This is a genomic window from Pseudomonas sp. FW300-N1A1 (assembly GCF_058789115.1).
Genome location: NZ_JBYTBK010000029.1, coordinates 25,396 through 37,627 on the forward strand (window position 1 = coordinate 25,396; position 12,232 = coordinate 37,627).

Consider the following 12,232-nt stretch of genomic DNA (forward strand, 5'->3'; position numbering starts at 1 on the left):
ATCGCTGAAGATCAAGCCACCACCCCCGCATCCGCCCGCAACCCCAGCGCCTCGACGGCATTGATCGCGCACTGCTCATCGACATCCGACAGATCACCGCTGATCCCCACGGCACCCAGCACATTGCCTTCCTGATCCCGAATCAGCACCCCCCCCGGTGCGGGGACCACGCTGCCCTGCCCCAGGCTGTTCAACGCCGCGATAAACGCCGGACGCTGTTGTGCGTCCAGTGCCAATAGCCGCGAGCCCTTGCCCAGCGCAATCGCGCCCCAGGCTTTGCCGATCGCAATGTCGGGACGCAGCAGGCTCGCGCCGTCTTCGCGCTGCAGAGTGATCAGATGCCCGCCGGCATCCAGTACCGCAATGGTCAGGGGGGCTGCATTGATTGCTCGCCCGGCGGCGATGGCCTCGTTGACCAGGTTGACTGCGACTTTCAAGGTTAAAGCGCTCATGGGTGCCGTCCTTATTTTGTTATGGGAAAGCCGTTGGGTTCTTTTTGTCGAGAAACCCGATGGAACAAATAGAACACAATCAGTTATTTTTTTGTATACAATAACTCTCGAAAAGCGCCTCATGCGACGAAACGCCACAGTGTTTATGGGCTTCCGACGAATGAAACAAGTGCTTGAGAAAATGGATTGACCTGCGCCGTCCGCCGTGAATACACTCTGCGCAAAGCCACTTGTATACAATTACAAAACGTAAAGAGGCACAAAACCATGAGCAAAATGAGAGCAATCGAAGCCGCCGTTCTGGTGATGCGCCGTGAAGGGGTTGATACCGCTTTTGGCATTCCGGGCGCTGCCATCAACCCGCTGTACTCCGCCCTGCAAAAGGTCGGCGGCATCGATCACGTCCTCGCTCGCCACGTTGAAGGCGCCTCGCACATGGCCGAGGGCTACACCCGCACCAAAGCCGGCAACATCGGCGTGTGCATCGGTACTTCCGGCCCTGCCGGTACCGACATGGTCACCGGGCTCTACAGCGCCTCGGCCGACTCGATTCCAATCCTTTGCATCACCGGCCAGGCACCCCGCGCCCGTATGCACAAGGAAGACTTCCAGGCTGTCGATATCACCACCATCGTCAAGCCAGTGACCAAGTGGTCGACCACCGTCATGGAACCGGGCCAAGTGCCTTACGCGTTCCAGAAGGCCTTCTATGAAATGCGCTCCGGCCGCCCAGGCCCAGTGTTGATTGACCTGCCGTTCGACGTGCAGATGGCCGAAATCGAATTCGACATCGACGCCTACCAACCGCTGCCATTGGCCAAGCCGAGCGCGACCCGCGTGCAGGTGGAAAAAGCCCTGGCCATGCTCGACCAGGCTGAACGTCCATTGCTGGTGGCCGGTGGCGGCATCATCAATGCCGATGCCAGCGACCTGCTGGTGGAGTTCGCCGAGCTGACTGGTATTCCAGTCATTCCGACCCTGATGGGCTGGGGCACCATTCCGGACGATCACCCGTTGATGGTCGGCATGGTTGGCCTGCAGACGTCGCACCGCTACGGCAACGCCACGATGCTGAAATCCGACGTGGTGCTGGGCGTGGGTAACCGTTGGGCCAACCGTCATACCGGTTCGGTCGACGTGTACACCGAAGGTCGCAAATTCATTCACGTCGACATCGAGCCGACCCAGATCGGCCGCGTGTTCACCCCGGACCTGGGCATCGTTTCCGACGCCGCCGCCGCGCTGACCGTATTCATCGAAGTCGCTCGTGAATGGCAGGCTGCCGGCAAACTGAAAAACCGCAGTGCCTGGTTGCAAGACTGCCAGCAACGCAAAGCCAGCCTGCAGCGCAAGACTCACTTCGACAACGTACCGGTCAAGCCGCAACGCGTTTACGAGGAGATGAACCAGGTGTTCGGCAAGGACACCTGCTACGTCAGCACCATCGGTCTGTCGCAGATTGCCGGCGCGCAGTTCCTGCACGTCTACAAGCCGCGCCACTGGATCAACTGTGGCCAGGCCGGCCCGCTGGGCTGGACCATTCCGGCTGCGCTGGGCGTGGTCAAGGCTGACCCGAGCCGCAAGGTTGTGGCACTCTCGGGCGACTACGACTTCCAGTTCATGATTGAAGAACTGGCAGTGGGCGCGCAGTTCAAACTGCCGTACATCCATGTCGTGGTGAACAACTCGTACCTGGGCCTGATCCGTCAGGCGCAGCGCGGTTTCGACATGGACTACTGCGTACAGTTGTCCTTCGACAACCTCAATGCGCCAGAACTCAACGGCTATGGGGTTGACCATGTCGCCGTGGCCGAGGGCCTGGGTTGCAAGGCGCTGCGCGTGTTCGAACCGGCCGACATCGCCCCTGCCCTGCGCAAGGCGCAAGAGCTGATGAAAGAGTTCAAGGTTCCAGTGATCGTCGAGATTATCCTGGAGCGCGTGACCAACATTTCCATGGGTACCGAGATCAACGCTGTCAACGAGTTCGAAGACCTGGCGCTGGTCGGCAACGACGCACCGACTGCAATTTCGATGCTCGATTAACGGCTACAGATCGTTCCCACTGTGGGAGCGGGCTTGCTCGCGAAGACGGCTTCACATCCAACAGCGATGTTGACCGCTACACCGCTTTCGCGGGCAAGCCCACTCCCACAAGGGACCTCACACATTTACAGGAGACCACCATGCCGCGTTTCGCAGCCAACCTGTCCATGCTGTTTACCGAGCAGGATTTTCTTGCCCGCTTCGAAGCGGCCGCCAAGGCCGGCTTCAGTGGTGTCGAATACCTGTTCCCGTACGATTTCAGCTCCGCCGAAATCAAGGCGCAACTGGATGCCAACGGTCTGACCCAAGTGCTGTTCAACCTGCCGGCCGGTGATTGGGCCAAAGGTGAACGCGGGATCGCCTGCCACCCTGATCGCGTGGAAGAGTTCCGCGCCGGCGTGGACCTGGCGATCGCCTATGCGCAAGTGCTGGGCAACACCCAGATCAACTGCCTGGCCGGTATCCGCCCACAAGGCGTCGACGATGCCACGGTAGAAAAAACCTTTGTCGCCAACCTCAGGTTCGCCGCCGACAAGCTGCAAGCAGCCGGCATCAAGCTGGTGATGGAAGCCATCAACACCCGCGACATCCCGGGCTTCTACCTGAACAACACCGCGCAAGCCCTGTCGATTCGCGAACAAGTGGGCAGTGCCAACCTGTTCCTGCAATACGACATCTACCACATGCAAATCATGGAAGGTGACCTGGCGCGCACCATGGCCACGCACCTGGGCGAGATCAACCACATCCAGCTGGCCGACAACCCCGGCCGCAACGAACCAGGCACCGGAGAAATCAACTACCGCTTCCTGTTCGAACACCTGGATCGCATCGGTTATCAAGGCTGGGTGGGTTGTGAATACAAGCCACTGACCACCACCGAAGCCGGTCTTGGCTGGTTGAAAACCCATAACGCAATTTGAGATTGAAACCGGGCTTTTGTGGCGAGGGAGCTTGCTCCCGTCGGCCGGTCCGCGTTCGGGCGAAGCAGTCGTAAATCCTGAGCACCGGCTCTACCTGATTCACTGCAGTGAAGGGCTGTGGGGCCGCTTCGCGTCCCAGCGGGAGCAAGCTCCCTCGCCACAAAAAGTGGTCGCCTCAGCTACGTGCGCACTATTTGGCTACATAAAAACAAGAGGATTTTCTCATGGCTAAAATCGGATTTATCGGCACCGGCATCATGGGCCACCCAATGGCGTTGAACCTGCAGAAAGCCGGTCACAGCCTGTTCCTGTCGGCACACCACGACCCAGCCCCGGCAGACCTGATCGCCGCTGGCGCGGTGGCGCTGGCGAACCCGAAAGAAGTCGCCCAGGAAGCCGAATTCATCATCGTCATGGTGCCGGATACCCCGCAGGTTGACGACGTACTGTTCCGCGCCGACGGCATCGCTGCCGGTGTCGGCCCTGGCAAAGTCGTGATCGACATGAGCTCGATCTCGCCGACCGCGACCAAAACCTTCGCCGCCAAAATCAATGAAAAAGGCGCGCAATACCTCGACGCCCCGGTCTCCGGTGGTGAAGTCGGCGCCAAGGCCGCGACGCTGAGCATCATGGTCGGCGGCGACGCCAACGCCTTCGAACGCGCCCTGCCACTGTTCCAGGCCATGGGCAAGAACATCACCCTGGTTGGTGGCAATGGCGACGGTCAAACCGCCAAGGTGGCCAACCAGATCATCGTCGCGCTGAACATCCAGGCCGTTGCCGAAGCGCTGTTGTTCGCCTCGAAAAACGGTGCCGATCCGGCCAAGGTGCGTGAAGCCCTGATGGGTGGCTTTGCTTCGTCGAAGATTCTCGAAGTCCACGGCGAGCGCATGATCAAAGGCACCTTCGATCCGGGCTTCCGCATCAGCCTGCACCAGAAAGACCTCAACCTGGCGCTGGCCGGTGCTCGCGAGCTGGGCATCAACTTGCCGAACACCGCCAACACCCAGCAAGTGTTCAGCACCTGCGCGGCCATCGGTGGCAGCAACTGGGACCACTCGGCGCTGATCAAGGGCCTGGAACACATGGCGAACTTCTCGATCCGCGATAAGTAAGCCCTGTCCGGTACTGATCGTTCCCACGCGCAGCAAAGGAACACATCCCAGCCGAAGCGGACGCGGAGCGTCCATTGAGGCATTCCCACGCCGAGCGTGGGAACGATCATTAGCGCTGTTCCAAAAACAATAAGATTGGGAGCCCGCCATGTCGGTCGATCCGCAACAATTCCTGCGCGACCTGTTCGCTACCGCCATCGACGCGGCCCATCCGCAACAGGTCCTCGAAGCCCATTTACCCAAAGACCGCAGCGGCCGGGTGATCGTCATCGGTGCCGGCAAGGCTGCCGCGGCCATGGCGCTGGTGGTCGAGCGCTGCTGGCAGGGTGAAGTGTCCGGCCTGGTCGTCACCCGCTACGGTCACGGCGCACCGTGCGAAAAAATCGAAGTGGTCGAAGCCGCCCACCCGGTGCCCGACGCCGCCGGCCTGGCCGTGGCCGAGCGCGTCCTGGAACGGGTCAGCAACCTCAGCGAAGACGACCGCGTGATCTTCCTTCTGTCAGGAGGCGGTTCGGCCCTGCTGGCCCTGCCCGCTGCCGGGATCACCCTGGCCGACAAACAGGCGATCAACAAAGCCCTGCTCAAGTCCGGCGCGACCATTGGCGAGATGAACTGCGTGCGCAAGCACCTCTCGGCGATCAAGGGCGGACGCCTGGGCAAAGCCTGCTGGCCCGCGACGGTCTACACCTATGCCATTTCCGATGTCCCGGGCGACCTCGCCACGGTGATCGCCTCCGGCCCGACCGTGGCCGACCCAAGCACCTCGGCAGACGCGCTGGCCATTCTCAAACGCTACGCCATCGATGTCCCGGCATCGGTACGCAGTTGGCTGCAAAACCCCGAATCCGAGACCGTGAAACCTGGCGATCCATGCCTGGCGCGCAACCACTTCCAACTGATTGCCCGCCCCCAGCAATCCCTGGAAGCGGCCGCGGTGAAAGCCCGTCAAGCTGGTTTCAGCCCGTTGATCCTCGGTGACCTGGAAGGCGAGTCCCGCGAAGTGGCGAAAGTCCATGCCGGGATCGCGCGCCAGGTGGTGCTGCACGGCCAGCCCCTGGCGGCTCCCTGCGTGATCCTGTCGGGGGGTGAAACCACGGTCACCGTACGCGGCAATGGCCGTGGTGGACGCAACGCCGAGTTCCTGCTCAGCCTGACCGACAGCCTCAAAGGCCTGCCGGGTGTCTACGCCCTGGCCGGCGATACCGACGGCATCGACGGTTCCGAGGACAACGCCGGCGCCATCATGACCCCGGACAGCTACGCCCGCGCCGCGGCGCTGGGTTTGAGTGCCAGCGATGAACTGGACAACAACAATGGCTACGGCTACTTCGAGGCGCTCGACGCCCTGATCGTCACCGAGCCGACGCGCACCAACGTCAACGACTTCCGTGCCATCCTGATCCTCGAGAGCCCTAAACATGACGCCTGATAAAAAGGTCAAAATCCTCGCCACCCTGGGTCCCGCCACCGACGGGATCGACACCATTCGCGAGCTGGTGCAGGCCGGGGTCAACATCTTCCGCCTGAACTTCAGCCACGGCGAGCACGCCGATCACGCCCAGCGCTATCAGTGGATCCGCGAAGTCGAACGCCAGCTCAACTACCCGCTCGGCATTCTGATGGACCTGCAAGGCCCGAAACTGCGGGTCGGCAAGTTCGCCCAAGGCAAGGTGCAACTGGTCCGGGGGCAAGCCTTGCGCCTGGACCTGGATACCACACCGGGCGATGAACACCGGGTCAACCTGCCGCACCCGGAAATCATCGCCGCCCTGGAACCCGGCATGGACCTGCTGCTGGACGACGGCAAGCTGCGCCTGCGGGTGGTGACCAAGTACACCGACGCCATCGACACCACAGTGCTCAATGGCGGTGAACTGTCGGACCGCAAGGGCGTCAACGTGCCGCAAGCGGTACTCGACCTCAGCCCGCTGACCGACAAGGATCGCCGCGACCTGAGTTTCGGCCTGGAGCTGGGTGTGGACTGGGTGGCCCTGTCGTTCGTCCAGCGTCCTGACGACATTCGTGAAGCCCGTTCGCTGATCGGCGACAAAGCCTTTCTGATGGCGAAAATCGAGAAGCCATCGGCCGTTGAACAGTTGCGCGAGATCGCCGAACTGAGCGACGCAATCATGGTGGCCCGTGGTGACCTGGGCGTGGAAGTCCCGGCCGAGAGCGTGCCGCAGATCCAGAAAGACATCATCAGCACCTGCCGCCAGCTCGGCAAGCCAGTGGTGGTGGCGACCCAGATGCTGGAGTCGATGCGTTTCTCTCCGGCACCGACCCGTGCCGAGGTCACCGATGTGGCCACGGCCGTGGCCGAGGGCACTGACGCGGTGATGCTGTCGGCGGAAACCGCCTCCGGCGACTATCCGCTCGAAGCCGTGCAGATGATGAGCAAGATCATCCGCCAGGTCGAAAGCGGCCCGGATTATCAGGCACAGCTGGACGTCAGCCGACCGAAAGCCGAGGCCACTACCTCGGACGCCATCAGTTGCGCCATTCGCCGGATCAGCAACATCCTGCCGGTTGCGGTGCTGGTGAACTACAGCGAGTCAGGCACCTCGAGCTTGCGCGCCGCTCGCGAGCGCCCTTCGGTGCCGATCCTCAACCTGACCCCCAACCTGTCGACCGCGCGGCGCCTGAGCGTGGCCTGGGGCGTGCACTCAGTGGTCAACGATCGCCTGCGCCAGGTGGATGAAGTGTGCTCTACCGCGCTGGAAATCGCCCAGGCGCAAGGCATGGCCCAGCGTGGCGACACGTTGTTGATCACCGCCGGTGTGCCTTTCGGTCAACCCGGGTCGACTAACTCACTGCGAATAGAGACATTGATCTAACGAACTGCCCTTGTGGCGAGGGAGCAAGCTCGCGCTCGACTGCAGAGCAGTCGTCTTTCGGCATGACAGTTTCCACAGAAAACTGCATTCACCGATTGTGGGGCCACTTTGCGGCCCAGCGGGAGCACGCTCCCTCGCCATGGGGTTTTATGCAACTCCCCGGTAATGATCTTCATGCCTGCCAACCACTTCAACACCCATTGCCCCGATTGGGCCACTGCCCTGCTCAACGGCTTCAGCCAGATTTTCCTCCAGCGCAACCCGCTGTGCGGCCTGCTGTGCCTGCTGGCCATCCTCCTGACGGCCCCGGCCTTGCTCGGCGGTGCCCTGCTGGGTGGCGTTGCCGGCTTGCTCACCGCGCAACGTCGTGGCTACGCCAAGGCGGATCGCCAGGCCGGCCTGTTCAGCTACAACGGCGTATTGATCGGCCTGTTGCTGAGCCTGGCCTTCAGCTGGTCGGCCATGCTGCCGCCCCTGATCCTCGCCTCCGGCGGGTTGAGCGCCATGCTCACCGAGCAATGGCTCAAACGCACCCGCGAGCAGCGCTTTCTACCCGCCTATACCGCGCCCTTCGTGCTCTTGGGCTGGTTGCTCCTGAGCTTCGCCGCGCCCACCCCTGCAACGCCCGACCCCGTGGCCGAACTCACGGCCTTGAACCTGCTGGGCGCCGGACTCAAGGGCCTGGGTCAAGTCATGTTCCTCGACCATCCGCTGGCGGGTGTCCTGATCGCCGCCGGTTTACTGCTCGCCGATCGCCGCGCCGCCCTCTGGGCGCTGGTGGGTTCTGCCGCCGGCCTGACCTGCGCCCTGTGGATGAACGACACCTCAAGCGCCTTGCTCGGCCTGCAGGGCTACAACCCGGCACTGGCGGCCCTGGCCCTCAGCCAGCAACGCCGCCAACCCTGGCTGCCGCTGCTGGGTATCGCGCTGGCGATCCTGCTCACACCGGCCTTCGCCGCCATGGGCCTGGCAACGCTGACCGCGCCCTTCATCCTCGCCTGCTGGTTGCTGCGTGCCGGCATTCGCCTGCTGCGCCACACAACCCGCGACCGTTCGCCTTGCCAAACCCCGGAGAATCAACCTAGGCTGCGCTGATTTAAAGCCAAGGCGATGTGAATGGACAGCAGGGACACGTGGCGCAATCGCCTGTACGTGATTATTTTCCAGACCGACACGCCGGCGGGACGGCGCTTCGACACCAGCTTGCTGCTGATCATCTTCGCCAGCCTGGTGGTGGTGATCCTGGACAGCATCGATGACGTCCATCAGAACTACGCCGGCCTGCTGGCCGCCATCGAATGGGGCTTCACCGCGATTTTCCTGCTCGAGTACGGCCTGCGCCTGTACTGCTCCCCCAAACCGCTGCGCTATGCCTTCAGCTTCTATGGCCTGGTTGACCTGCTGGCGATCGTGCCGGGGATCCTGGCGCTGTATTACAGCGACGCCCAGTACCTGTTGATCATCCGGGTCATCCGGATGCTGCGGATCTTCCGCGTGCTCAAGCTCGGCCCCTACCTCAAGCAGGCCCATTACCTGCTCGACGCCTTGCGCGGCAGCAAACAGAAAATCCTGGTGTTCCTGCTCAGTGTCTGCACCCTGGTCACGGTGTTCGGCACCCTGATGTACGTGGTCGAAGGCCCGGAACATGGCTTTACCAGCATTCCCAAAGGCATCTATTGGGCAATCGTGACCCTGACTACCGTCGGTTACGGCGACATCGTGCCCAAGACCATATTGGGCCAGATCATTTCGTCGATGGTGATGATCACCGGTTACTCGATCATTGCCGTGCCCACCGGGATCTTCACCGCGGAACTGGCCAACGCCATGCGCGGGGAAAAGCTGCAACACGACTGCCCGGTGTGCAGCAAAGACAACCATGAACACGGCGCGTCATTCTGCTCACGCTGCGGAAACGCACTATTCAAGAAAATCGAATAAGCAAAGCACTTTTTAGTATTTAAAGAGCTATAGAGCTCCAGCTATAGTCGACGGCAAATTGCCTTCACTCTCTCGAACAAAAGGAATGTGCAGTGAAAAAGATCTTTGGCGCTTCACTTCTGGCCGCTGGCCTGACCCTCGCTAGCATGGCTCAAGCCGCACCGACCCTGCTCAACGTTTCCTACGACGTGATGCGCGATTTCTACAAGGACTACAACACTGCCTTCCAGAAACACTGGCAAGCCGAGCACAACGAAAACATCACCGTGCAGATGTCCTTCGGCGGCTCCAGCAAACAGGCGCGCTCGGTGATCGACGGCCTGCCAGCCGACATCATCACCATGAACATGGCCACCGACATCAACGCATTGGCCGACAACGGCAAACTGGTCCCTGAGAACTGGGTCACCCGCCTGCCGAACAACAGTGCACCGTTCACCTCGGCCACCGTGTTCATCGTCCGCAAAGGCAACCCCAAAGCCCTGAAAGACTGGCCAGACCTGCTCAAGGATGGTGTCGAGGTCATCGTGCCAAACCCGAAAACCTCGGGTAACGGCCGCTACACCTACCTGTCGGCCTGGGGCTACGTGCTGAAAAACGGCGGCGACGAGAACAAGGCCAAGGACTTCGTCGGCAAACTGTTCAAGCAAGCCCCGGTGCTCGACACCGGTGGCCGCGCCGCCACCACCACCTTCATGACCAACCAGATCGGCGACGTGCTGGTGACCTTCGAAAACGAAGCGGAAATGATCGCCCGCGAGTTCGGCCGCGACCAGTTCGAAGTGATCTACCCAAGCGTCTCCGCCGAAGCCGAGCCACCGGTGAGCGTGGTCGACAAGGTCGTCGACAAGAAAGGCACCCGCGCCGCCGCCGACGAGTACCTGAAATACCTGTGGTCCCCACAAGGCCAGGAAATCGCCGCCGCCAACTACCTGCGCCCGCGTGACCCGGCCATCCTGGCCAAATACACCGACCGCTTCCCGACAGTCGACTTCCTGTCAGTGGAGAAAACCTTCGGTGACTGGCGCACCGTGCAGAAAACCCACTTCAACGATGGCGGTGTTTTCGACCAGATCTATAGCGGCCAGTAACCGCTGAGCGAGACATGAAAAAGGCGACCTTGGGGTCGCCTTCTTCTTGTCATCCCCGTTCGGATCCGACTAAGGAAGCATCGCTTCCACTTCAACCTCTATCAGCCATTGCGGTAGCGAAAGACCACTCACCATCACCCACGATGACGCCGGCGGATTGCTCGGAAAACGCTCCAACAACACCTTGGTGATCTGGTCCTGCTGATCACGGGCAGACTCGACAATGTAAATCCGCATCATCACCACATGAGACAAGTCTCCACCCGCCTCGGCCAGTATGGCCTCGATGTTGTCGAATGCCTTGTCCGCTTGTTCGCGCAGCCCCAGGGCAACCGTGCGCTCACACTCATCGACACCAACCTGACCGGATAACAACAAACGGCGCCCGCCGCTCACTTCAACGGCCTGGCTGAAACCGTACTGCAGCGAGTTGAAAACGGTTGAAGGATTCAAAACCGACTTCTGCATAGGGACTCCCGATTCCTTGAGATGATCGGGAAAACTAAACCAACACCCATCAGAGTTCTACCCGAATTCCACCCGCTGCAATACCAGGAAACGTAACTACTCGGGACGAAGTTACTCCTATTACCTGCAGGTGTTTCTCAATGCCGCACCAGTTTTTCCAATGCCGCGTCCGCCAAAAAGGAAGAGCGGCTTTTAACGTTATGCTCGCGCACATAGCGGTCAATACGCTGGATCACGTAGCCCGGCAACGTCACGTTGACCTTCTCGGTTTTGCCTAGATAAGGCGCGATGTCCAGCTCCAGCATCCCCCAGCCCATGTCGGCAAAATCCGGGTTACTGCGGTGCGACGCGGCAGAAGTCGGCATCGGAATATCTTCCCCGCCTGCGGCGATCTCCTGCAGCATGATGTGAGCAACTTCTACCGCTGCGTTGTAAGCCTCTTCAAACGTGTCGCCTGCGGTGACAGCGCCCGGAATATCGGGGATCTGAATACCGATGGCGGTGTTCTCGTCGCCCCATTCGATACAGATGGGAAATTGCATTACGGATCTCCTGCGTAACTGGCTACCGGGTAATGAAGCCCGGCTCGCCTCCTGATGCTTTTAACCGTCCCGATCGGTAAGTCGTTCTTAGGATGGGGTACGGGTATCGTGAAAGGACTGTAAGGGTGAGTGAAGATGTGATGACTGCCAGTGACCCGATCGAGCCTCCAGCCCGCAGCCTCCAGTTCCTTGATCAATAACCTGCTCTGCACCTCACGCCTCCTTGCACCGGCCCAAATAAAAATAACCCCAGAGTTACTTTTACTCAAGCACAAAAAGTCGCGTCGTGACGTACGGTTGTTTTACAGCGTGTTGAATTGATCGGTGTCTGCGGCGAGGACTGGGCCGGTAGATGCATTGAACCCACCTGCAAAAACGGCGACCCGAAGGTCGCCGTTTGCGTTACTGCCCGTACTGCCGGCCCAGCCCCGACGGCACGCCATGGATATCGGTATCCTCCCATGGCCCCTGCGGGCTGATGCTGCGGCTCCAACCGTTGTTCCAGCGGTAGTAGGTGCGCTGGCGGTAGAAGACGTTGGTCTGGTCGTCGAGGACATAGACGCCCAGCCTGGCATCCCAGTGGCTGTTGCCGCCAGGAGGCGGGGCGAAGCTTGCCGAGGTGCGCGGCAGGGGCTTGCCCGGTTTGTTCGGGGTCACCGGCTTGCTGGGCGCCGTGGAGGGCCCAGGCTTGGTCGTCGGGCCCGATGGCGGGATCGGCGGCAATGGCCGGGTATCCGGTGTTGGCTCCTGGACCGCACAGGCGCTCAACCCCAAAACCAGACTGAGCAGAGTGATACGGGCGAATACGGTCATTGCGGTGTTT

Annotated in this window: 13 protein-coding genes; 8 read left to right on the forward strand and 5 right to left on the reverse strand. The window is 61.0% G+C overall.

Going from position 1 to position 12,232, the window contains the following annotated elements; all coding sequences use genetic code 11:
- Positions 1-11 precede the first annotated feature (11 nt).
- Complete coding sequence (locus AC3WQN_RS18585; RefSeq protein WP_103400960.1) at positions 12-452, reverse strand: GlcG/HbpS family heme-binding protein; 441 nt, start codon at positions 450-452, stop codon at positions 12-14.
- Positions 453-719: 267 nt separating this feature from the next.
- Here AC3WQN_RS18585 and gcl point away from each other — a divergent pair, with 267 nt between their 5' ends.
- The 8 genes from gcl to AC3WQN_RS18625 all read left to right on the forward strand — a co-directional run bounded on the left by gcl (position 720) and on the right by AC3WQN_RS18625 (position 10,399).
- On the forward strand, positions 720-2,495 hold the full coding sequence (gene gcl, locus AC3WQN_RS18590; protein WP_103400961.1) for a glyoxylate carboligase: 1,776 nt from the start codon (positions 720-722) through the stop codon (positions 2,493-2,495).
- Between the two features lie 140 nt (positions 2,496-2,635).
- Entirely contained in the window at positions 2,636-3,418 is a 783-nt protein-coding gene (hyi, locus tag AC3WQN_RS18595) for a hydroxypyruvate isomerase (protein ID WP_103400962.1), read from the forward strand.
- 224 nt (positions 3,419-3,642) lie between these two features.
- Complete coding sequence (locus AC3WQN_RS18600) at positions 3,643-4,533, forward strand: 2-hydroxy-3-oxopropionate reductase (RefSeq protein WP_103400963.1); 891 nt, start codon at positions 3,643-3,645, stop codon at positions 4,531-4,533.
- Between the two features lie 148 nt (positions 4,534-4,681).
- Complete coding sequence (locus AC3WQN_RS18605) at positions 4,682-5,962, forward strand: glycerate kinase type-2 family protein (RefSeq protein WP_103400964.1); 1,281 nt, start codon at positions 4,682-4,684, stop codon at positions 5,960-5,962.
- Positions 5,952-7,367: a pyruvate kinase gene (gene pyk / locus AC3WQN_RS18610; protein WP_103400965.1), complete on the forward strand. Its 1,416-nt coding sequence runs from the start codon at positions 5,952-5,954 to the stop codon at positions 7,365-7,367. The genes AC3WQN_RS18605 and pyk overlap by 11 nt, the downstream gene beginning before the upstream one ends.
- A gap of 174 nt (positions 7,368-7,541) precedes the next feature.
- Positions 7,542-8,462: an urea transporter gene (locus AC3WQN_RS18615; protein WP_103400993.1), complete on the forward strand. Its 921-nt coding sequence runs from the start codon at positions 7,542-7,544 to the stop codon at positions 8,460-8,462.
- A 21-nt stretch (positions 8,463-8,483) separates the two neighbouring features.
- A complete protein-coding gene (locus AC3WQN_RS18620) occupies positions 8,484-9,308 on the forward strand; it encodes an ion transporter (protein WP_095145736.1) in 825 nt (274 codons plus the stop codon).
- Between the two features lie 92 nt (positions 9,309-9,400).
- Positions 9,401-10,399 (forward strand): sulfate ABC transporter substrate-binding protein, encoded by a 999-nt coding sequence (locus AC3WQN_RS18625; protein ID WP_103400966.1) that lies wholly within the window; start codon positions 9,401-9,403, stop codon positions 10,397-10,399.
- A gap of 69 nt (positions 10,400-10,468) precedes the next feature.
- Here AC3WQN_RS18625 and AC3WQN_RS18630 read toward each other — a convergent pair whose 3' ends face one another.
- The 4 genes from AC3WQN_RS18630 to AC3WQN_RS18645 all read right to left on the reverse strand — a co-directional run bounded on the left by AC3WQN_RS18630 (position 10,469) and on the right by AC3WQN_RS18645 (position 12,222).
- Positions 10,469-10,867, reverse strand: a complete 399-nt coding sequence (locus AC3WQN_RS18630) for a RidA family protein (protein WP_103400967.1) — start codon at positions 10,865-10,867, stop codon at positions 10,469-10,471.
- 137 nt (positions 10,868-11,004) lie between these two features.
- On the reverse strand, positions 11,005-11,409 hold the full coding sequence (locus AC3WQN_RS18635; RefSeq protein ID WP_103400968.1) for a type II toxin-antitoxin system HicB family antitoxin: 405 nt from the start codon (positions 11,407-11,409) through the stop codon (positions 11,005-11,007).
- Positions 11,409-11,621 carry a type II toxin-antitoxin system HicA family toxin gene (locus AC3WQN_RS18640; protein ID WP_103400969.1) on the reverse strand — a complete coding sequence of 71 codons (213 nt, stop codon included), beginning with the start codon at positions 11,619-11,621 and terminating at the stop codon, positions 11,409-11,411. Before AC3WQN_RS18640 ends, AC3WQN_RS18635 begins: the two co-directional genes overlap by 1 nt.
- A 190-nt stretch (positions 11,622-11,811) precedes the next feature.
- Complete coding sequence (locus tag AC3WQN_RS18645) at positions 11,812-12,222, reverse strand: hypothetical protein (protein WP_103400970.1); 411 nt, start codon at positions 12,220-12,222, stop codon at positions 11,812-11,814.
- Between the last annotated feature and the right edge of the window lie 10 nt (positions 12,223-12,232).

What these genes read in the sequence shown, in the direction of transcription:
- AC3WQN_RS18630 (WP_103400967.1), bottom strand. Translation starts at nt 10,867, where the DNA reads ATGCAGAAGTCGGTTTTGAATCCTTCAACCGTTTTCAACTCGCTGCAG.
- pyk (WP_103400965.1), top strand. Translation starts at nt 5,952, where the DNA reads ATGACGCCTGATAAAAAGGTCAAAATCCTCGCCACCCTGGGTCCCGCC.
- AC3WQN_RS18635 (WP_103400968.1), bottom strand. Translation starts at nt 11,409, where the DNA reads ATGCAATTTCCCATCTGTATCGAATGGGGCGACGAGAACACCGCCATC.
- AC3WQN_RS18615 (WP_103400993.1), top strand. Translation starts at nt 7,542, where the DNA reads ATGCCTGCCAACCACTTCAACACCCATTGCCCCGATTGGGCCACTGCC.
- hyi (WP_103400962.1), top strand. Translation starts at nt 2,636, where the DNA reads ATGCCGCGTTTCGCAGCCAACCTGTCCATGCTGTTTACCGAGCAGGAT.
- AC3WQN_RS18645 (WP_103400970.1), bottom strand. Translation starts at nt 12,222, where the DNA reads ATGACCGTATTCGCCCGTATCACTCTGCTCAGTCTGGTTTTGGGGTTG.
- AC3WQN_RS18585 (WP_103400960.1), bottom strand. Translation starts at nt 452, where the DNA reads ATGAGCGCTTTAACCTTGAAAGTCGCAGTCAACCTGGTCAACGAGGCC.
- AC3WQN_RS18605 (WP_103400964.1), top strand. Translation starts at nt 4,682, where the DNA reads ATGTCGGTCGATCCGCAACAATTCCTGCGCGACCTGTTCGCTACCGCC.
- AC3WQN_RS18620 (WP_095145736.1), top strand. Translation starts at nt 8,484, where the DNA reads ATGGACAGCAGGGACACGTGGCGCAATCGCCTGTACGTGATTATTTTC.
- AC3WQN_RS18600 (WP_103400963.1), top strand. Translation starts at nt 3,643, where the DNA reads ATGGCTAAAATCGGATTTATCGGCACCGGCATCATGGGCCACCCAATG.
- gcl (WP_103400961.1), top strand. Translation starts at nt 720, where the DNA reads ATGAGCAAAATGAGAGCAATCGAAGCCGCCGTTCTGGTGATGCGCCGT.